Annotated in this window: 16 protein-coding genes; 3 read left to right on the forward strand and 13 right to left on the reverse strand. The window is 70.2% G+C overall.

Annotated elements, in window-relative coordinates:
• Nucleotides 1-14 precede the first annotated feature (14 nt).
• The 4 genes from KGD87_RS11600 to KGD87_RS11615 form a co-directional block, all read right to left on the reverse strand.
• Nucleotides 15-1676: a TolB-like translocation protein gene (locus KGD87_RS11600; RefSeq protein WP_284667519.1), complete on the reverse strand. Its 1662-nt coding sequence runs from the start codon at nucleotides 1674-1676 to the stop codon at nucleotides 15-17.
• Nucleotides 1677-1923: 247 nt separating this feature from the next.
• A complete protein-coding gene (locus KGD87_RS11605; protein ID WP_284667520.1) occupies nucleotides 1924-2886 on the reverse strand; it encodes a FecR domain-containing protein in 963 nt (320 codons plus the stop codon).
• Nucleotides 2887-2925: 39 nt separating this feature from the next.
• Nucleotides 2926-4773, reverse strand: a complete 1848-nt coding sequence (locus tag KGD87_RS11610; protein ID WP_284667521.1) for a sensor histidine kinase — start codon at nucleotides 4771-4773, stop codon at nucleotides 2926-2928.
• Nucleotides 4770-8099, reverse strand: a complete 3330-nt coding sequence (locus KGD87_RS11615; protein WP_284667522.1) for a response regulator — start codon at nucleotides 8097-8099, stop codon at nucleotides 4770-4772. Before KGD87_RS11615 ends, KGD87_RS11610 begins: the two co-directional genes overlap by 4 nt.
• A 196-nt stretch (nucleotides 8100-8295) precedes the next feature.
• Between KGD87_RS11615 and lexA the strand changes: the two genes are divergently transcribed.
• Nucleotides 8296-8964 (forward strand): transcriptional repressor LexA, encoded by a 669-nt coding sequence (gene lexA / locus KGD87_RS11620; RefSeq protein WP_163780288.1) that lies wholly within the window; start codon nucleotides 8296-8298, stop codon nucleotides 8962-8964.
• Between the two features lie 43 nt (nucleotides 8965-9007).
• On the opposite strand, the gene KGD87_RS11625 is transcribed toward lexA, so the two are convergent.
• The 5 genes from KGD87_RS11625 to eno all read right to left on the reverse strand — a co-directional run bounded on the left by KGD87_RS11625 (nucleotide 9008) and on the right by eno (nucleotide 14375).
• Complete coding sequence (locus tag KGD87_RS11625) at nucleotides 9008-10144, reverse strand: tetratricopeptide repeat protein (protein ID WP_284667523.1); 1137 nt, start codon at nucleotides 10142-10144, stop codon at nucleotides 9008-9010.
• Nucleotides 10145-10158: 14 nt separating this feature from the next.
• Complete coding sequence (locus KGD87_RS11630; RefSeq protein ID WP_284668622.1) at nucleotides 10159-11082, reverse strand: hypothetical protein; 924 nt, start codon at nucleotides 11080-11082, stop codon at nucleotides 10159-10161.
• A 269-nt stretch (nucleotides 11083-11351) separates the two neighbouring features.
• The gene (locus KGD87_RS11635) at nucleotides 11352-12281 is read right to left on the reverse strand and encodes a LysM peptidoglycan-binding domain-containing M23 family metallopeptidase (protein ID WP_284667524.1); all 930 of its coding nucleotides are present in this window, start codon (nucleotides 12279-12281) and stop codon (nucleotides 11352-11354) included.
• A gap of 2 nt (nucleotides 12282-12283) precedes the next feature.
• Nucleotides 12284-13072 (reverse strand): 5'/3'-nucleotidase SurE, encoded by a 789-nt coding sequence (surE, locus tag KGD87_RS11640; protein WP_284667525.1) that lies wholly within the window; start codon nucleotides 13070-13072, stop codon nucleotides 12284-12286.
• 4 nt (nucleotides 13073-13076) lie between these two features.
• Nucleotides 13077-14375: a phosphopyruvate hydratase gene (gene eno / locus KGD87_RS11645; protein ID WP_284667526.1), complete on the reverse strand. Its 1299-nt coding sequence runs from the start codon at nucleotides 14373-14375 to the stop codon at nucleotides 13077-13079.
• A 106-nt stretch (nucleotides 14376-14481) separates the two neighbouring features.
• Between eno and KGD87_RS11650 the strand changes: the two genes are divergently transcribed.
• Nucleotides 14482-15525, forward strand: coding sequence for an ADP-ribosylglycohydrolase family protein (locus tag KGD87_RS11650; protein WP_502888039.1), 1044 nt, complete (start codon nucleotides 14482-14484; stop codon nucleotides 15523-15525).
• 109 nt (nucleotides 15526-15634) lie between these two features.
• Here the strand turns inward: KGD87_RS11650 and KGD87_RS11655 are convergent, their stop codons facing one another.
• The 4 genes from KGD87_RS11655 to KGD87_RS11670 form a co-directional block, all read right to left on the reverse strand.
• Entirely contained in the window at nucleotides 15635-15811 is a 177-nt protein-coding gene (locus tag KGD87_RS11655) for a hypothetical protein (RefSeq protein WP_176409559.1), read from the reverse strand.
• Between the two features lie 413 nt (nucleotides 15812-16224).
• On the reverse strand, nucleotides 16225-16650 hold the full coding sequence (locus KGD87_RS11660) for a type II toxin-antitoxin system RatA family toxin (RefSeq protein WP_284667528.1): 426 nt from the start codon (nucleotides 16648-16650) through the stop codon (nucleotides 16225-16227).
• Nucleotides 16651-16690: 40 nt separating this feature from the next.
• Nucleotides 16691-17656 carry a class II fructose-bisphosphatase gene (gene glpX, locus KGD87_RS11665; protein ID WP_284667529.1) on the reverse strand — a complete coding sequence of 322 codons (966 nt, stop codon included), beginning with the start codon at nucleotides 17654-17656 and terminating at the stop codon, nucleotides 16691-16693.
• A 30-nt stretch (nucleotides 17657-17686) separates the two neighbouring features.
• The gene (locus KGD87_RS11670; RefSeq protein WP_163780305.1) at nucleotides 17687-18115 is read right to left on the reverse strand and encodes an acyl-CoA thioesterase; all 429 of its coding nucleotides are present in this window, start codon (nucleotides 18113-18115) and stop codon (nucleotides 17687-17689) included.
• Between the two features lie 98 nt (nucleotides 18116-18213).
• On the opposite strand from KGD87_RS11670, the gene KGD87_RS11675 reads away from it, so the two are divergent.
• Nucleotides 18214-19827 (forward strand): alkaline phosphatase family protein, encoded by a 1614-nt coding sequence (locus KGD87_RS11675; protein ID WP_284667530.1) that lies wholly within the window; start codon nucleotides 18214-18216, stop codon nucleotides 19825-19827.
• Nucleotides 19828-19837 lie beyond the last annotated feature (10 nt).

Here is a 19837-nt window from a genome sequence, read left to right on the forward strand (position 1 = left end):
AGGGCCGCGCCAGTCTACAGGGCGCGGCGGCTGTGCCGAAGCCCCTTCCGCATCCGCGCGCTCGGACGCAGCCAACACGCCAGCAACAGGATCACCCCGGAAAGCGTCAACGGCCCGCCGCCGGTGCTACAGCCCCGAAGCCCTGCGTCACGCACCGGCCCCTCGGGCACGAAGGTCACAGGCGACACCGCCGAGGACGAAGATGACACCGGCTTCAACGCACGCCCCGGGATGACGCGGACTCCCGTGGCGGTGTCCGCCAGGGGCTGGCAATCGGTGGGGGGCCCGTACACGCGAAGCCGGAACGCGCTGCCGGGCCTGCCGGAGATGAGCGCCGCCAGCGAGTTGTGGCCATCCAGCGGGGCGCGCGTGGCCACCAGCGAAACGCCCTGCTTGAAGCGGGACGGGTCCACCAGCTCGCGGCCGTTGATCCACACCCAGCCCGCGGTGGAGTCCTCGCCGTTGTAGCCGTTGTCCACGCACAACACGCCCTCCCCCGTGCCCGCGAACCCGAGCGCCACGCCGTTGGGCTGGCCACTGGTGCGCGCGACCTCCAGCCCCGCGAGCAGCGGCCAGCTACCGGGCCGCGCGCAGACCTCCTCGGGGGACGGCGTGTCCACCGCCGCGAGCTTGCACCCGGGCTCGTCATCCAGCTTGAAGGTGAAGGCATGGACGTTGAAGTCGCCGTTCTCCGAGACGGTCCACACCACGCGCACCGTGCCATCCGCGTCCACGCTCAAGTCGGTGAGGCTCTCGTTCTGCGGCGTCTCGGTGATGGCGTAGAGCGTCTCGGTGCTCAAGTCGTAGAGCACGATGTCGAAGTCGTTCTTCGCCGGATCCCTGCGCTCGAAGGCCACCAGCGAACCGCTGATGCTGGGATTCGCGTCCAGCCCCGGCAGCGCCAGCCGCTGCTCCGTGCCGCCGTTCAGGGGCTTCCAGTAGATGTCCCGGTCCGTCACGCCATCAACGGTCCGCGTGCTGGCGTAGACGGCGATGTCCCCGTTGGTGTCCGGCTGCGACTCCTCGCCCTCGCTGCCCGTCAGCGCCTGCGAGCTGAAGCCGTTGGCGCTCCGCCGCGCCTGCCAGATGTCGCAGCGCAGGCCCTGCTCGTCGCACTTGGCCCAGACCACGGTCGCGCCATCCGGCGACACCGCGGGCGTGCGGTCCTGGAACGTGTCATCCGTGAGCCGGGTGAGCGTGCCCTGGTCCAAATCAAACACGGCGATCTCCGGCTGCGACGTCACGCCGGTGTAGCCGAAGTCCTGCCACGCCACCGTGCGGCCACCAATCACCGCGGAGCGTCGGCTGCTGCCCGCCTCTGGCGCCAGTTCCCGAGGCGCCACGTCCACGTCCACGTCGAACGTGTAGATGGCGCTGGAGGTGCTCACGCGCGTGAAGACGATGGTGCCGTCCGAGATGTCCGACACGAAGTCGAACGCGCCCCCGTTGGGGATGGCCGCGTCCACGGAGGTCCGCAGGTCGTGGTAGCGAATCTCGCTCGTGCCGCGGGACTCGTTCGTATAGGCCACCCGCGGTCCGCTGACGTGCGGGTCCGTCTGGTCACCCGGTCCGCCGGCCACCACGTGCAGGGTGCCCGTCAGGGTGCGGAGCTCCGGTGGGGAGGCGAAGGCGAGCGGGGAAAACAGGCAGCAACTCAGGGCCAGTGTCCGCAGCATCGGAGAGGACCTCCCGGGGGTTCCGAAATGAAGACCCATGCCCGCCCAAGGCGCAGTGGGTCCGGAACCTGTCCGGTGCTGACTTCCCACGGCGGTCACGGCCGGCCGGACTTCAGGCCCCGCGGCTTTGCGCACCAGGGCTTTCGCCCGGGATTGCCCTTGAACAGGAATGACTCCTCCCGAGAGTGTAGGGAGCCTCCTCGCCGTGGGTCAAGGCGAACACCCGCTCGCACCCACGGTTGCTGCGTCAATCGTCGCGCGCCTGATTCCAGATGTTCTCGGTATCCGTCTTGAGCGGCGGCGGTGTGGTGTCCACGACGACGTCCTTGCTGTCCTTCTGTCGCAGCCGCCCCACGCCATAGGCCTGGACGTCCACCGTGTTGCGGCCCTCGCGGAGAACCACCTTTCGCTGGAAGTTTCCCTCCGCATCGGACTTGACGCTGACGCCATCCACCTCCACGCGGCTGCCCGGGGACGTCTGCCCGCGCACGACGAGCTCACGCTCGCGGCGGGTGCGCCCGGTGGGCCAGTCCACCTTGAGCAGGAGGCTGGTGGGGATGGGCGACGGCTCCGACGGCGCCTGCCCCGGGCGGACGACGGCCTGCTGTCCCGCGCGGACGATGACGACCTTGCCCTGGCCGAGCAGCGTCACCTCGCCTTCGCGCGTGCCCACCGCCACGGTGCCCTCGCCGTTGTTGCTCATGGTGAAGGCACCGGACTGCTGCAACGTGGCCTTGGCGTCCGAGTTCGCCGCCTTCACCTCGAAGGTGTGACGCTGCCCTGGCCGCACGACGGCGGTGGCCATGCCGCGCGAGAGCAGGATGCGTGACAGCGACTCGGTCAGCTCGTCCACGGAGATCTCCGTGCCGGGGTCCATGTGCACTTCCACGGACTCGCCGCCAATCAGCATGGCGTACGAGCCGTCATCGGTGCGCACGCGCTCGTCGCGTCGCAGCGCCATGCCCGCCGTGGCCTCGCGCCACGAGCCGTCCATGTGCTGCACCTCCACCTTGCCGGACACCTGCGTCAGCTCCAGCACCAGCGGCTTCTGCGCCACCGGCGCCTCGACGACGGGCGGCGCGGCGGGAGGCGGCGGAGGAGGAGGTGGCGGGCGCAGGAAGACGAACCACCCCACTGGCAATGCCGCGAGAATCAGCACGAGGCCAATGAAGAAGGGCACCTGACGGCGCGATGGGCGGGAATCAGCCATGGGCAGCCTCGTTAGCTATCACAGGCCCCCCAAGGGGGCTCACGCCTTCGGCAGCTTCACGGTGAAGCAACTGCCCTGCTCGACTTCCGAGCGGACTTCGATGCTCCCACCCGCCTCCGTCACCACACGCCAGGCCACGCTGAGCCCCAGCCCCACGTTGGACCATACGTCCTTCGTCGTGAAGAAGGGCTCGAAGATGCGGGGACGGAGGTTGGGGGCAATCCCCTTCCCCGTGTCCTCCACCTCCAGGAAGCCGAAGCCGTTGACCTCCCCCGTGCGCAGCGTGAGCCGCTTCTGGGGTGACTTCAGCATCGCGGTGCGCGCGTTGGACACCAGCGCGAGCACCACCTGCGACAGGTGCCCCGGGTCGCCACGCACTCGCGCGAGCCCGTCGCCCAGCACGCTGGTGAGCGCCACGCCGTCGCCGCGAAGCTGATGCTCGGTGAGGCTGAGCGCGTCACGCACCACGGCGTTGAGGTCCACCGGCCGCAGCTCCGCGCGCTCGCGCTGCTGGGAGAAGCGCAGCAGGTTCTGGGTGATTTCCTTGCAGCGCTTGGCGCTCTGCTCGATTTTGCGCAGCGACTCCAAATCCGGGTCGGCGGCGCCACGGTCGAGCATCAGCAACTGCACGTTGCCGAGGATGCCCGCCAGCGGGTTGTTGATTTCGTGCGCCACGCCCGCGCCGAGCTGCCCCACCGCGGCCAGCTTCTGCGCCTCCACCAACTGCGCCTGGGCCGCCCTCAGCTCCGCGGTGGCCTCTTCCACGCGGACGCGCAAGTCGTCGTTCCAGCTCAGCATCCGGGCGCGCGCCGCCTCCAGCTCCTCGCCCATGCGGTTGAAGGTGGTGGCCAGCTCGCTCAGCTCGTCCTGGCCGGAGACCTTCAAGCGCGTGTCCAGCTCGCCGCGCCCGTAGGCTTCCGCCCCGCGCACCACCTCCGCCAGCCGCACGTTGAGGCGGCGCGTGAAGAGGGCGCCCAGCCCGAGCAGGACCAGGAAGGTGGCGCCAATGGACAGCAGCACCGTGCGCCGCATGCCGTGCACGGGCGCCAGCGCGGTGGACTCATCCACTTCCACCAGCACGTCGAAGCGCATGCCATGGGGCACGCGCGCCACGCTGACGCGCCGGTCCGGTGACTCCACGCGGAAGCTGCGCACCACCTCCGCCAGCGCCGCCGCCGGGGGCAACAGGTGCGCGCTCAGCTCCGGCGCCAGCGCCTGCCCCCGCCGCTCCGGCGCGGTGCTGGCGAGCACGCGCCGCTCCTCGTCCACCAGGTCGATGCGCCCCAGCCCCTCGCCCAGGCGCCTGCGCAGCACCGCCTCCAGCGGGTGGAGCACGACCTCCGCGACGGCGAAGGGCGCGCCCTCGCCTTCCGCCAGCTTCACCGCCACGGCCACCGCCGAGCGCCCCTCGTCCGAGTGCACGTACGCGCTGCCCAGCGCCGCCTGGCCCTTGCCGCCGCCGCGCAGCGCCTGCACGGGGATGGAGCGTACCAGCCGGTCCACGGACTCCGGGGAGAAGGCCGGATGGCCGTCGATGGACCGCGCGCGGAAGACGGGCGCGCCCAGCGGCCGGCCCTCCGCGTCCAGCTTCAGCACCGCGCTCACCGCGGGAGACTGGCCGTACAGCAGCCGCAGCGCGCCCTGCGTCTCCGCGTCGCTCGCGGCCTGCCAGTCGATGAGCTCCGCCGACCGGGCCAGCGCGTCCACCACCTCCATCATGGTGGCGCCCACGGACTCGGCGGTGGCGACCGCCTGCGCGCGCTGCTCCGCGTCGATGCGAGCGGCCAGCTCCGCCTCGGCGCGCGAAAGCAACAGGAAGCCGACCGCGGCCAGGGGGAGCACCGTCGCGGCGAGCATGAACAGGACGAGTTGCTGGTAGAGCCTCATCCGGCCACGGAGCGTACCACCCGCTCCTGGTCACTGCGCAGGAAGACGGAGCCCGCAATCGCCTTGGCGCGCTTCTTCATGTCCGCGGCGCGGCGCGCCAGCTCCGCGTGGTCCTGGGTGCCGTCCGTCATCACCGCCACCACGGACACGCTCATGATGGGGAACTGCCGCTTCTCCCCGTAGCGGTCCTCCGCCTCGATGTGGCCGCGCTCCCGGTCCTGCCGGTCGTAATAGAGCGGGATGATGCGGTCGAACGTCTCGATGGCCTTCTGGCAGATGCGGTCCACCGACTCCGGCGAGGTGATGAACACGAAGTCGTCACCGGCCACGTGGCCCAGGAAGTCACCGGGCGCGCCGTCCTGCGCGAACACCTCGCGCATCAAGTCACCCGTCTGGCGCACCACGCCGTCCGCCTTCGCGAAGCCGTAGTAGTCGTTGTAGGCCTTGAGGTTGTCCAGGTCCAGGTAGCAGAAGGCGAAGGGCCGGCGCGCGGACAGGCGCCGCTGCACCTCGCGCTCGATGGCGGTGGAGCCCGGCAGCTGCGTGGTGGGCGAGGCCGACAGCTCCTGCTCCTTGCGCCGCATCACGCTCTCCACGCGCGCCCCCAGCTCCAGCGCGTCGAAGGGCTTGGTGAGGTAGTCGTCACCGCCCAGCTTGAGCGCGCGCACCTTGGAGGACGTCTCCGCGCGGGCGGAGATGAAGATGACGGAGATGTGGCCGCCGGCGCTCTCCGCCTTGATCTCCTCCAGGAAGACGAAGCCGTCGCCGTCTGGCAGCGTCACGTCCAGCAGCACGACGTCCGGCCGGCGCTCGCGCAGGGAGCGGCGTCCCTCCTCGATGGAGCCCGCCAGCGCCACGTCGAAGCCGATGTTCTCCAGCACCTCGCGGCAGATGGCGGCGATCTTCGCGTCGTCGTCCACCACCAGCACGCGGCCGTGCGCCGGGCCCTGGCGGCCGCGCACCAGCGAGTCCACCGTGGCCAGCAGCTTGTCCGACGCCAGCGGGCGCACCAGGAAGGCATCCGCGCCCGCGCGGAAGGCGCGCTGACGCTCGTCGAAGGCGGACGACACCAGCAGCGGCGCGCGGCGCGTCTCCGGGTCGTGCCGGAGAATCTCCGCCAGCCGCAGCCCGTCCACGTCCGGCAGACGCACGGACACCATCACCGTGTCGGGGTCATACCGCCGCGCGGCGGACAGGCCGTCCTCCGCGTTGAAGGCCAGCCGCACGTCGTAGCCACGCCCGGCCATGAGCGCCTTGGCGATGAAGGCCACCTCGGGCTCACCGTCGATGACGAGCACCCGGCCCCGGCTCTCCTGCCGGCGCGGGAGCTGGATGGCGTCCGCCACGTCGTCGCCCCGGCGCAGCTCCGGCGGCGGCTCGGTAGGCAGCACCACCATGAAGCGCACGCCGTCCGGACACGGCTCACACCAGATGCGGCCGCCGTGGGCCTCCACGATGTTGCGGCAGATGGCCAGGCCCAGCCCGGTGCCTCGCACGGTGCGGTTCGCCTTGGTGCGCGCCTGCTCGAAGCGGTCGAAGATGCGCTCCAGGCTCTCCTCGGCAATGGGGTCTCCGCTGTTCCAGCAGGACACCACCACGTAGCCCGGCAGGCTGGAGGTGGCGTGGACCTCCACCCGCACCTCTCCGCCCTCCGGGGTGAACTTCACCGCGTTGTTGAGCAGGTTGTTGAGCACCTGGTCCAGGCGGTTCGGGTCCAACAGGACGCGCAGCGGATGGCGCGGCAGCACGGGCTTCACCACCACCCGCTTCTCGCCGAAGGCCGGGCCGTACTTCTCCACCACGCGCTGGACGAGCTCGTCGAGGTACGACACCTCGAAGTTCATCCGCAGCCGGCCCTTGGCGAACTTCGACAAGTCCAGCAGGTCATCCACGATGGCGTTGAGCTTCTCGGTGGAGTCCCGCGCCAGCGACAGGTAGCGGCGCTGCCGGTCGTTGATGTCCCCGGCCATGAAGTTGAGCACCAGGTCCAGCGCGCCGGAGATGGACGTCAGCGGCGTGCGCAGCTCGTGGCTCACCATGGAGACGAACTCGTCCTTGCGCTCCTCCAGCCGCTTCTGCTCGGTGATGTCGCGCAGCACCACGCACACGCCGCGCAGCGTGTTCCGCGCGTCCGTCACCGGCGTCACCGTCGTCTGGACGTGCCGGTCGAAGAGCTTCACCTCCTCGCGCAGCACCTGCCCGCCGCCGTACTCCCAGCCGCGCACCAGGTGGAAGGGCTGGAAGCCCAGGCGCTCCTCCATCAGCCGCGTCGTCTGCTCCTCCGGGTTCTCCCCCGCGTGCAAGAGCCGCCGCGCCGCCGGGTTCATCACCACGATGTCGTTCTTCTCGTCGGTGAGGACCACGCCGTCGGCCATGGACTCCACCATCCGCTCCATGCGGTGGCGGGCCTCCTCCTCCGCCGAGCGCAAGGACTGGATGGCGTCCGCCGTCTGGTTGGCGAGCACGTCCAGCAGCACGCCGTCGTCCTCGGTGAACGCGTCCGGCTTCTGGCTGAACAGCGACAGCATGCCCACCGGGCGCCCGCCGGCGACCAGGTTCACCGTGAGCTGGCTGGGGTAGACGGACGGCGCCGTCGCGTCCTGGGTGGTGGTGCCCGCCACGCGGGTGATGACGCGGTCCTCCGGGAGCAGGAGACCGCTGCTCTTGCGGTACGCGCCGAGCATGGACTCCTTCACGCCCAGCAGCGCCATCTCCCCCACCATGCCCTGGCAGCGCAGCCGCAGCGTCGCGCTGCGCGCCTCGTCCGGCGCGATGAGCGCCGCGCCGCAGTCATACGGCAGCACGCGCGCCACGGCGATGAGCACGCGGTCGATGATGTTGTCGTAGCTGGCCGGATCATTCGCGCTGGCGCGGCTGACCTCGTACAGGACGAAGAGCGCCTCCACGCGCTGATGGAGCTGGCGGATCAGCCGCTCCTTGTCCTTGCGCAGCTGCGTGTACTCCACCGCGTTCTTCACGGTGATGAGCAGGTCGTTCACATCCCAGGGCTTGGTGATGTACCGGTACACCTGCCCCTGGTTGATGGCCGCGATGATGTCGTCCGGGTGCGTGTACCCCGTGAGCAGCAGCGCGGTGACGTCGAAGCCCTCCGCGCGCGCGGTGGCCACCAGCTCGATGCCCGTCATCTCAGGCATCCGCTGGTCGGTGATGAGGACGTCCACCGGCTCCTTTCTCAGGATCTCCAGCGCGGCGGAACCGCTTCGGGCCGTGAGGACGCGGTACCGGCGCTGGAACATCCGCGTGAGGATGTCCAGGACGTCGGCCTCGTCGTCGACGAAGAGCAGCGTGTGGCGGAGCTCGGACAAAGCGGCCGAAGTGTACGTCGAGTTCGTCCCCCCACCTCAAGAAGTGAGAAACAGGACGGAGCGGGGCACACCCCGAGTGCGCAGGGGGACACCGGACGAGTTGACTCTACACGCCTGTTCAGGGAGAGTGACACTGAAAGCCTGTTGCCTGGGGAGAACGACTCCCCGGCAGGACGGCAGATGAGTGAGGGAGCGCATGGAAGAGCTCACGGAACGCCAGCGTGAGATTCTCAGCTTCATCGTCAAGGAGACGGAGACCCGGGGCTTCCCGCCGACGATTCGCGAAATCGGGGAGCACATGGACATCCGCTCGACGAACGGCGTCAACGACCACCTGAAGGCGCTGGAGCGCAAGGGCTACCTGAACCGGGGCGAGCAGCAGAGCCGCTCCCTGGTGCCCACCAAGCGCGCGCGGCTGCTGCTCGGCCTGGGGATGCGGAAGGACTCGGGCATGGTGGAGATTCCCCTGCTCGGCAAGGTCGCCGCCGGCGCGCCGCTGCTGGCGCAGGAGAACATGGAGGACTCCGTCAAGATCGACAGCTTCCTGCTCGGAGGTGTGAATGGCCGCGAGGTCTTCGCCCTGCGCGTGAAGGGACAGTCGATGATTGACGACGGCATCCACGACGGGGACTACCTCTTCGTGAAGAAGACGCCGTCCGCCCAGCCGGGTGAAATCGTGGTGGCCCTCATCGAGGACGAGGCCACGGTGAAGCGCTACTACCCGGAAGGGGACCGCATCCGCTTCCAGCCGGCCAACGCCACCATGCAGCCCATCTACGTGAGCCGCGCGGAGTTCCGGTCCACGATGATTCTGGGCCAGGTGGTGGGCGTGTACCGCAAGCTCCAGGGCGGCCGCACCCCGTAGCCGCCCCTCCCCGTCCCGGGCCGTCTCCTGGCCCGGGCGCGGCTCAAGGGCACTTCTTGAGGGTGGCGTCCGCCGCGGTCGCCCGGGCGCAGGCGGCCTGCTGGATGCCGGGGTCCTTGAGCTCCCGCGCCAGCTGGGCGGTGGCGACGTGCAGCTCGGCGTCCTTCGCGTGGTCCTGCTCCGCGCTGAGGTTGGCGAGGATGCGCAGCGCGTCCGGCTTGCGGTCCATGGTGACCAGCAGGCTGGCCAGCTCCCGCAGCTCGCGGATGTCCTGGCCGGACACGGACTCCAGGGCCGCGGCCAGCTCCTCCCTCGCGGCCGAGGCGTCCTTCATCCCCAGGTAGATGCGGGCCAGCGCCACGTGGACGATGGCGCGGTCCTTCACGCGCAGGGATTCCTTGTAGGCGCTGATGGCGTCCCCGGGCTTGTCCAGCTTCATCTGGATTTCGCCGACGAGCTCCCACAGGGTTGGATCCCTGGGCGAGCGGCTGGCGGCGTCGCGGTAGGCGTTGGCGGCCTCGGTGAGGTTGCCGGCGCGCACCAGGCCGTCCCCCAGGGTGGCGAGCACGTCCGCGGTGTGGATGCCGTCATCCACGGCCTTCTGGGCCGCGGCCAGCAGCTCCGGGTAGCGCTGCTTCGAGGACAGGACGTCCAGCGCGCGCATGATGAGCGCGGACTTCTGCTCCGGGGACGGCGCCGCGTTGGAGGCGAGCGTGAAGTGCCGCACGGCGGCGTCGTGGTCGCCCTTCTTGAGGTCCAGGTCGCCCAGCGCCTCCAGGGCGTTGAAGTCCTGGGGGAAGAGGGCCAGGGCCTTGCGCAGCGAGCTCTGGGCCTCGGCCACCTGGCCCAGCTGGGTCTGGATGAAGCCCAGGCGGCTCCAGTTGGTGGAGCGCTTGGGTTCCAGCTTGAGGGCGGCCTCGAACTCGGCGGCGGCGTCCGTCAGCCGTCCCATGGACAGGAACAGCTCGCCGCGCGCGGCGGGCAGGCGGGGGTCGTCCGGGGCAATCTGCTTCATGGCCTCGAAGGAGGCCAGGGCCGCGTCGAAGTGGCCCTGGAGGTACTCGGCGGTGCCTTTGACGTAGAGGCCCTCCGCGTGATCCTTCGGCTTGACGCGAGGCGTCTCGTCGTCACAGCCCGTCAGGGCGAGCAAGGCAATCAGGGAGAGGGCGCGCGGGGACATGGGGGCTCCGAGGCTCAGAAGTGGTACGCGATGCCTGCGTTCAGGTCCAGGTTGAGGCCGTCACCCAGCTTCGATTCCGCCAGCCCCAGCACCGCCTGCGCGACGTTGGTGCCCAGCTCGAGCTGGAAGCCGACCGAGCCGGCGACGAGGTACTCCAGCCCCGCGAAGCCGATGACGGTGGGCAGCGGGCCGGTGGACTGGAAGATGCCGAAGTCACCGAAGGACAGCTGCACGCCCAGGCCGAAGCCCCAGTAGGGCCGCAGGGACTTCTCCACGTTGTGGTAGTGGCGCGCGCCCACGATGCTGGGAAGCACGGTGAGGCCGCTGCGCACGCCCTCCTGGGTGGAGCGCACGTAGCTGAAGCCCACCTGGAGGAAGCCGACCCATTCGGGGTGGAACCAGTAGCCCACCTCGATGTCGCCGCCTGGGTTCACATTGGAGAGCTTGTCGATGAAGTTGTTGTTGACGCGCAGGCCCAGCAGCAGGCCGCCGCCCCCTGTTCGCGAGGAGCCTCCCAGCAGCGGGCGGGCCGCCACGGACTCCTCCGGGGAGACGAGCGCGGCGAAGAGCTGGTCGGAGACGGCCTTCGCGGTGCGCAGCAGGTCCTCCGCTTCCGGCGCCTCCGCGCGAGGCCGGGCCAGGATTCGCCCGCCCGCGGCGTCCAACAGGTTGGCGGTGAGCAGGTACTGGTCGCCGAAGCGATCCAACCGGCCAGCCACGACGTAGCGGGCGCCGGTGAGGGCCACCAACTCCTGGAGGCAGTCTCCCCGCTCGCACGTCTTGAGGCCCTGGAGTTGCTGCTGGTGCTCGTCGTCCAGGGCGGCCTCGACGTCCCACTGCGAGAGGACGCGCAGCCGCGGCGACTCCGCGAGCCGCGAGGTGATGAGCGAGGTGACGCCCGGCGCCGCGTCGCTGCCCGCCTCGTTGGCCTCCAGCATCAGCACGGCGACGACGACGGCCTCAGGCGCCGCAGCCGCAGGCGCAGCAGCCGGAGCCCCAGCAGCAGGAAGCACAGGGGCTGGCGCCTGGGCATGGGCCGCAGAAGCCAGCAACAAGACGAAACAGGAGAGCCACCAGGACACGAAGCGCGACACGGGCCGGCACTCTACCTTCACCCGGGCCCGGCACCGAGGCCCAGACGTCACACGACGTAGCGCCCTGCCCCGCCGCATGGAGCAGGGAGGCAGCCGGGCCCGCGCCGCCTCGGCTACGAGGAGGGCATCGGCCCCAGGTAGTCGAGCGGGTCCACCGGCTTTCCGTCCATGCGCACCTCGAAGTGCAGATGGGGCCCGGACGTCCGGCCCGACTCGCCGACGGTGGCAATCACCTGCTCGCGGCGCACCTTCTGCCCGGTGCGCACGCGCAGGTCGCGGTTGTGTGCGTACAGGGTAATCAGCTTGTTCGTATGCTCGACGATGACGATGTTGCCGTAGCCGCGCTGCTCGCCCGCGTAGAGCACCGTGCCTGCCTGCGCCGTCTTCACGGGCGTGCCGGCGGGCGCGGCCAGGTCGATGCCGTCATGCGGCTCCTTCCCCTTCTTCCCGAAGCGGCCGTACAGGACGCCCCGCAGAGGCCAGTCGAGCTGCCCCTGGGTGGCCACACGGGGCGGGCCCGTGGCGCTCGCCGGACGCGACAGGGTCCGGCGGCGCGACGGGGGCTCCTCGCGGCGGCCCACGGCCGGCACGCTGCGCCGCCCCTCGGCCGACGTCGAAGTCCGCACCGGCTCCGGGTCCGCCTCCGCCAGGGCCCGGACGGGCGCGCCACGCTCGACACCGGGGATGGTGAGCTCCTGCCCCACCGCCAACGTCCACGGCGCCTTGATGCCGTTGGCCGACCCCAGCTCCTCCACCGTGAGGCCATAGGTGCGTGAGATGCGGTACATCGTCTCGCCAGCGGCCACGACATGGCGCACGGCCACCAGCTCCGGCTCGGCGTGGACGCCCCTCAGGTTGAAGGGCAGCGGCGTGGTCCGCTCGGCCGCGTCGGGAACGCCAGTCCCCGTCCCCGTCCCGGTGTCCGTCCCCGTGTCTGGCCCGGCCACGGAGGATGCCCGGGTGCCCGCGCAGCCGCTCAGCAGCACGGCCAGGAGGAACACCCGGAGCGCCCCACGCGCTCGGCTGGACACACACGGCGCCAACGCTAGGCACCGTCCGGTTCATGCCGGTTGAAGCCATCGACCTGCCACCCGGAGAGGTCCGGGAGCCGGCCATGGTCCGTCAGCTCGAAGTGCAGCGGCGTGACGGAGACGCGCTTGTCCCGGAACACGGCATTGCAGTCGCTGCCCGGGATGTCCTCGTGCTGGTAGTCGCTCCCGCCAATCCAGTAGTACTTCCGGCCACGCGGGTCTTCGTTCTCCACCACCTCGAAGCCGTACGAGTGACGGCCCTGGCGGGTGATGGCGTAGCCCTCCGGCACCACGCCTCCGGGGATGTTCACGTTGAGGAGCATCCGCGGCGGCAGGGGGCGCGACAGAGCGCTGGACACCAGCGAACGGGCGAACCGGGCCGCCGGCGCGAAGTCGAAGCTCCGCCGGGCCACCAGGCTGAAGGCAATGGCGGGCACGCCCAGGAGCGCGCCCTCCATCGCCGCGGCCACCGTGCCGGAGTACATGATGTCTTCGGCCAGGTTCGCGCCGTGGTTGATGCCGGAAACCATGAGTACCGGGCGATCATCCTTCAGGAGATGGTTGATCGCCAGATAAGCGCAGTCTGCGGGAGTCCCATCGACGGCGAACCACCGCTCCCGCACCTCCTTGATGCGCAGCGGCCGGTGCAGGGAGATGGCGTGCGAGGCGGCGCTCTGCTCCCGGTCGGGTGCCACCACCCACACCTCCCCCAGGGGGCTCACGGCCTCGACCAGCGCCTGGAGCCCCTCGGAGAAGTAGCCGTCGTCGTTTGAAACCAGGATGCGCTTGGGCTTGTCGCTCACGGGCTCACTTCTTCTGGTTCAGGGCGCGGAACACCGACTTGCCAGCGTAGCGGGCCGCGGCCCCCAGCTCGCCTTCGATGCGCAGCAACTGGTTGTACTTGGCCACGCGGTCGGAGCGCGACGCGGAGCCCGTCTTGATCTGCCCGCAGTCCAGCGCCACGGCCAGGTCGGCGATGGTGGTGTCCTCCGTCTCGCCGGAGCGGTGGCTCATCACGGACGTGTAGCCGGCGCGGTGCGCCATGCGCACGGCATCGAACGTCTCCGTCAGGGTGCCAATCTGGTTCACCTTCACCAGGATGGAGTTGGCCGTGCCCGTGTCGATGCCGCGGCCCAGGCGCTCCACGTTGGTGACGAACAGGTCGTCGCCCACCAACTGCATGCGCGAGCCCAGCGCGTCGGTGAGCTTCTTCCAGCCCTCCCAGTCATCCTCCGCCATGCCGTCTTCGATGGAGATGATGGGGTAGCGCTCGGAGAGGCCCCGGTAGTACTCGAGCAGGCCCGTCGAGTCGTACTCCTTGCCCTCGCCCTTCAGCTTGTACTTCTTGCTGCCCTTGTCGAAGAACTCGCTGGCCGCCACGTCCAGGGCCAGGAAGAGCTGCTCACCGGCCTTGAAGCCCGCCTTGTCGATGGCCTCCATGATGAGCTTCAGCGCCTCTTCGTTCGCCGGCAGGTCCGGGGCGTAGCCGCCCTCGTCGCCCACGCCCGTGGCCAGCTTCCGGTCCTTCAAAATCTTCTTCAGCGCGTGGAACACCTCGGCGCCCCAGCGCAGGCCCTCCGCGAAGGAGGACGCGCCGGCGGGCACCACCATGAACTCCTGCACGTCCACGCGCGTGTCCGCGTGCGCGCCGCCGTTGAGGATGTTCATCTGCGGCACCGGCAGGGTGCGCGCCTGCACGCCGCCCACGTAGCGGTACAGCGGCAGCCCGTGCGCGTCCGCCGCGGCCCGGGCCACCGCCATGGACACCGCGAGGATGGCGTTGGCGCCCAGCTTGCCCTTGGTGGCGGTGCCGTCCAGCTCCAGCATCCGCTGGTCCACCGCGAACTGATCCGCCGCGTCCATGCCCACCAGCGCGGGCGCGAGCACGTCGACCACGTTCTTCACGGCCTTCTGCACGCCCTTGCCCAGGTAGCGCTGCTTGTCGCCGTCGCGCAGCTCGACGGCCTCATGCTCACCGGTGGACGCACCGGACGGCACCGCGGCGCGGCCACGCGCGCCCCCGGCAAGCTGGACCTCCGCCTCCACGGTGGGGTTGCCACGGGAGTCGAGCACTTCGCGCGCCAGAATCTGAGAAATCTCGGTCATAGGCGGCCGTTTCTAGAAGAGCCCCTCGGGCCGGGCAAGCGTGCTCGCAGCCCGCGCTGCTACAGTGTCCACCCGTCGAATGCCCCCGCCCCAACGCCGCCCCGCCTTGAAGGGGCCTGACCCATTGCTCGCTCAACGGCGCCGCGGCGCGCTGCTCGGCATGGCCGTGGGCAACGCCCTGTCCGTCCCCACCGCGCACCGGCCCTTCATGGCCGTTCCCTTTCCCAAGCAGGCGGAGGGTCCCTACATGAAGCTGATGGGCGGCGGCCCCCATGAGCTGCGCCGCGGGCAGGTGACGGAGGAGGTCCAGCTCGCGGCCTGCCTGGGCCACAGCCTCCGGGCCCTCAGGCGCTACGACGCCGCGGACGCACTGCGTCGTTACCGCGCCTGGCAGCCCCATGCCTTCGACGTCAGCGAGCCCCTGAAGGAGGTCTTCGAGGACTGCCAGACGTCGGGCTTCCCGCCCCTGGGCGCGGGCAGGCGCGTGTGGCTGCGCGCGTACCGGAAGCCCGCGGACCCGGGGAGCCTGGCGCGCGCGGCGCCGCTGGGCGTGTACCTGGCTGGGGACGCCCACGCGCTCACCCAGGCCTCGCTGGAGGACTCCGCCCTCACCCACTTCGATCCGCGCTGCCAGTTGGCCTGCGCGGCCTTCAACGCGGCCATTGGCCACGCCGTCACCCATGGCGCGGGGCTCAAGGCCGCCGACCTCATCCCCGCCGCGGAGTCGGGCCTGCTGCGGGCCGGCGCCGCGCTCGGGCGCTCCGCCAGTGACTATGTGCAGGAGGTGTCCTTCGCCGCGTCGCTCCTGCGCGAGGACCTGGCCCTTGCCCAGCAGGAGGACCCGATGCTGTACGGGCCGGAGCTGCACCTCCACCGCCCCCTGCACGCGGTGCGCGTCGCCTTCCGGCTGGCCTTCTGGGAGCTGCTCCACGCCCCCAGCGCCGAGGCCGCGCTCCTGGACGTCGTCCACCGGGGCGGCGACACGGAGGCCCACGCCACCATCACCGGCGCGCTCGTGGGCGCCTTCCACGGCGAGCAGGCCCTGCCCGAGGAGTGGCGCAAGCAAGTCCTGGAGGCCCTGGCCACCGTCAAGGGGCCGCTGTGGGAGGTCTACCACCCCCGGCACCTGCTGGCCCTGACGCACGCCTGAGGGCGGCCGGGGCGCCTGGATGCGCGAAGCCCGCGGGGCCGTCCTGGGAAGGACCGCCACCGCGGGCTCGGGGACACACCGGCGCGGCCGTCAAGCCGCGAGGCCGGGGTCAGGACAGCAGGTCGATGACCACCACGCCCCGCTGGGGCTTGTCGTCTTCGGTCTCCGTGCGCCGACGCGGGCGGTCATCCGGCACGGGGAGCGGAAGCTCCGCCACCGGCCTGTCGTGCTCCTCACGGCGGCGCTCACGGCGCTTTATCTCTTCGATGATGAAGGCGTCGAGCATGGGTCTTCCGTCTCCCTCAGCCTACGTACCCCGATGTACGCCCATCCCGCCCCAATACCATTTCCACCCATATCAGATGCAAATTAAGAACCCCGGTTCTTCGCTGGGTACGTTGCTGCCATCTCGCACGGTTGCTCGTCTGCCACCCGACACCTGAGCCAGGGCACCCAGGGCACAAATGTCGTGGAGGCCGAAAATCCTGTCGGGACGGTGTTCAGTTTAATGCCCTCAATGCGGCCCGCAAGCGGACCTTCCCATGGGCATACTCCCCGTATCCGGCGTCGCAAGCCCCTTCGAGTCAGCCTCGTCCGCCCGCCTGCTGCGACGCGCGGAGCACCCGGGTCCCCCAAGACTCCTGGCGGTCAACGGGCGATGGTGCCGTCGCCCGCCTGGAAGCCGCCCGGAGGCGGGGTTCAGGGCGCCTCGAAGCGGCGCTTGAAGGCGTCCAGCATCTTCGGCAGCGAGGTCTCCACCAGCGCGGAGACGACGCTCTTGGGCACCAGCGCGCCCAGGGCCATCTCCACGGTGTAGGTGGCCTTCGTCTTGCCCTCGCCCTCGGGCTCCAGGACCCAGCTGCCCTGGTTGTCCTTCATGAACTCGCCCTTGATGTAGGACCAGGACATGCGGGTGGGCCGCTGCTCCGTGACGTGGATGGAGTAGCTGATGGTCTTCAGCACCTCCACCTTGTAGTGGACGTCCACCGTGTTGCCCTGGCGGTTCTCGGTCCGGATGCCCTTCACCTCCGGGAGGAACTCCGGGTACCGCTCGTACTGGGTGATGACGTCGAAGACCTTCTCGATGGGGGCGTTGACGATGATGGTTCGCGAGGCGCCAGGCATGGGTGTCTCCAGGGGCGTGAGGCAGGGTGGGAGCTGCGGCCTAGAAAGCGTACCCCGGCTTCTTGTCGAACTTGTGCACCGACTGGATGAAGCGGACGGTGCCCGTCTTGCTGCGCATGACGACGGAGTGCGTCTCGCAGCCGCCGCCGAAGAAGCGCACGCCCTTGAGGAAGTCGCCGGTGGTGACGCCGGAGGCGGCGAACATGACCTCGCCTTTGGCCAGCTCCTCAGCGGTGTAGATCTTCGCGAGGTCGCTGATGCCCATCGTCTTGCAGCGGTCGATTTCGCCCTGGTTGCGGGGAACGAGCCGGCACTGCATGTCACCGCCGGTGGCGCGGATGGCCGCCGCGGCGATGACGCCCTCGGGCGCGCCGCCGATGCCCATCAGCACCTCCACGCCCGTGTTGTCGAAGCACGTGGCGATGGCGCCGGCCACGTCGCCGTCCTCGATGAGCCGGATGCGGGCGCCCGCCGCGCGAATCTCCTTGATGAGGTCGGTGTGGCGCTCGCGGTCCAGCACCACCACGGTGAGGTCTTCCACATAGACCTTCGACTTCTCCGCGATGGCGCGGAGGTTCTCCGTGGGCGTCTTGCGCAGGTCGATGGCGCCCCGGGCGCGCGGGCCCACGGCCAGCTTCTCCATGTACGTGTCGGGGGCGTTGAGCAGCCCGCCCTTGCCCGCCATGGCCACCACGGCGATGGAGCCCGGCCGGCCGTAGGCGCACAGGTTGGTGCCCTCCAGCGGGTCCAGGGCGATGTCCACCTCGGGCGCACCATCACCGCGCCTGCCCACCTTCTCGCCGATGTAGAGCATGGGCGCCTCGTCGCGCTCGCCCTCGCCGATGACGACGGTGCCATCAATCTGCAGCGCGTCGAAGGCGCGGCGCATGGCGTCCACGGCGGCCTGGTCCGACTCGTCCTTGCTGCCGCGGCCCATCAGTCGGGCGGACGCGATGGCCGCCATCTCGGTGACGCGCACGACCTCCATTGCCAGGTTGCGATCCATGTGTGTGCTCCTTGGGTATGCCGGAAGGGTTCAGGTGGAAGTGGAAGAGCCCGGGGAAGGCTCGGTCGTTTCAAGCAACCGGATGAGGGCGTCGGGCAGCCGCGTCGGCTTGCCGTCCCGCCCCACGCAGGCGTGACGCGTCATTCCGGTGCAGAGCAGCGTGCGTGGCGCACCGTCACGAAACAGCGCGTAGGTGAACACGATGGACGCGCGGCGCAACTCGCTCACGGTGGTTTGGATGACCAACACATCGTCGTAGCGCGCGGATGCCTTGTACTGGCAGCTCGCCTCGGCCACGGGTAGCAGGGCACCCGAGCGCTCCAGCTCGGCGTAGCTGCCACCCCGGGCGCGGAAGTACTCACTGCGCGCGAACTCGAAATAGCGGAAGTAATTCGCGTAGTAGACGACACCCATCTGATCGGTGTCGCCGTAGATGACGCGAAGACGGGCCTCGACCATGAAGCGGGCGACCCTAACAGCGCGATGTGCGCCGTCCAAGCAGTGACACGCGTTGTTGGTTGCTTCTCACCATCCCGGCGGAGATGGTTCTCATCCCCATGATTCGCGCACTCGTCCTCGCCGTCGCGCTGGCCACCCTGCCCGCTTTTGCCCGACCTCCCAGGCTCACGCTCGTCATCAGCGTGGACGCGCTCGGCAGCGACGTGTTGCTGCGCAACCGCCCGCGCCTGAAGGGCGGCCTGGGCCAGCTCCTCAACCAGGGCGCGTACTTTCCTTATGCGCGCTACGGCCACGCCGAATGCCGCACCGCGCCCGGCCACGCCACCCTCGCCACCGGCGCCAACCCGTGGCGGCACGGCATCGTGGACAACCGGTGGGTGGACCGCTCGACGATGAAGCGGGTCATGGCCTTCGCGGACGCGGCCCACCCGGTGCTGGAGGTGCCGCTGAAGCCGGGCCAGGACTCCGGCCCCGCCCACCTCATGGTGGAGACGCTGGCGGACCGGCTGCGCGTGGCGACGCAGGAGCGCGGCAAGGCGGTGGCGCTGTCCATCAAGCCCCACGCGGCCATCCCCCTGGCCGGACGCGCGGGCCAGGCGTGGTGGTTCGACAAGGGCGAGGGGAAGTTCGTCACCGGCACCTGGTACACGAAGGAGTTCCCGGCGTGGCTGAAGGCGCTGAACGCGCGGAAGCTGCCGGAGGCGGCCTTCGGCAAGAAGTGGGAGCTGATGCGGCCGGCCTCGGAGTACGTGGGCGAGGACGAAGGCCTCGCCGAGGCGGACGTCTACGGCCTGGGCCGCACCTTCCCCCATCCGCTGGACGGCGGGCTGCCGTCGCCGGGCGCCACCTTCTACCAGGCGTTCGCCGTCTCACCGGACTCGCATGACCTGCTGGTGGAGGCGGCCAAGGCGGCCATCGCCGGAGAGGGCCTGGGCCAGGACGGCGTGCCCGACCTGCTGGCCGTGAGCTTCACCGGCACGGACCTGGTGTTCCATGAGTACGGGCCCTACTCGTGGGAGATGCAGGACTCGCTGCTGCGGCTGGACAAGGCGCTGGGCAACCTCATCACCGCGGCCGAGCGCGCGGCGGGCGGACGGGGCAACCTGGTCATCGCGCTGTCCGCGGACCATGGCGGCGCGGCGATGCCAGAGCAGTGGGCGGCCAAGGGGCTGCCCGCGAAGCGCGTGAGCTCGGCGGAGCTGGCGGAGGGCCTGACGCAGACGCTGCGCCAGCAGTTCGGCGGCGACGTGACGGCCACGCTCGAACAACTGGACGTGTACCTGGGCGGCAAGACGCACCAGGGAGGCGCGGTGGACGTGGCGGTGCGGCGCGCGGCGGCGGCGTGGCTGGCGAAGCACCCGGCGGTCATCACGGCCGTGGCGAGTGACGACTTGTTCTCCGCGCCGGACACCGCGGGCTACCTGACGCCCATGCGCAAGGGCTACTACCCCGGGCGCAGCGGCGACGTGCTCTTCATGCTCCGGCCCCTCCACCTGCTCCACGGCATCCCCACCGGCACCAACCACGGCACGCCGCACGCCTATGACTCCCAGGTGCCCATCCTCTTCGCGGGCAAGGGCGTGAAGCCGGGCATGTACCTGGAGGAGATCGACCCCGTGGACTTCGCCCCCACCCTGTCGGCGCTGATGGAGCTGGGCATGCCGGCGTCAGCGGAGGGCAAGCCCCGCGCGGAGGTCCTCACAGGCAAGTGAGCGGCCGCGT

The sequence above is a fragment of the Myxococcus sp. SDU36 genome, from assembly GCF_030168875.1.
GTDB lineage: Bacteria > Myxococcota > Myxococcia > Myxococcales > Myxococcaceae > Myxococcus > Myxococcus vastator.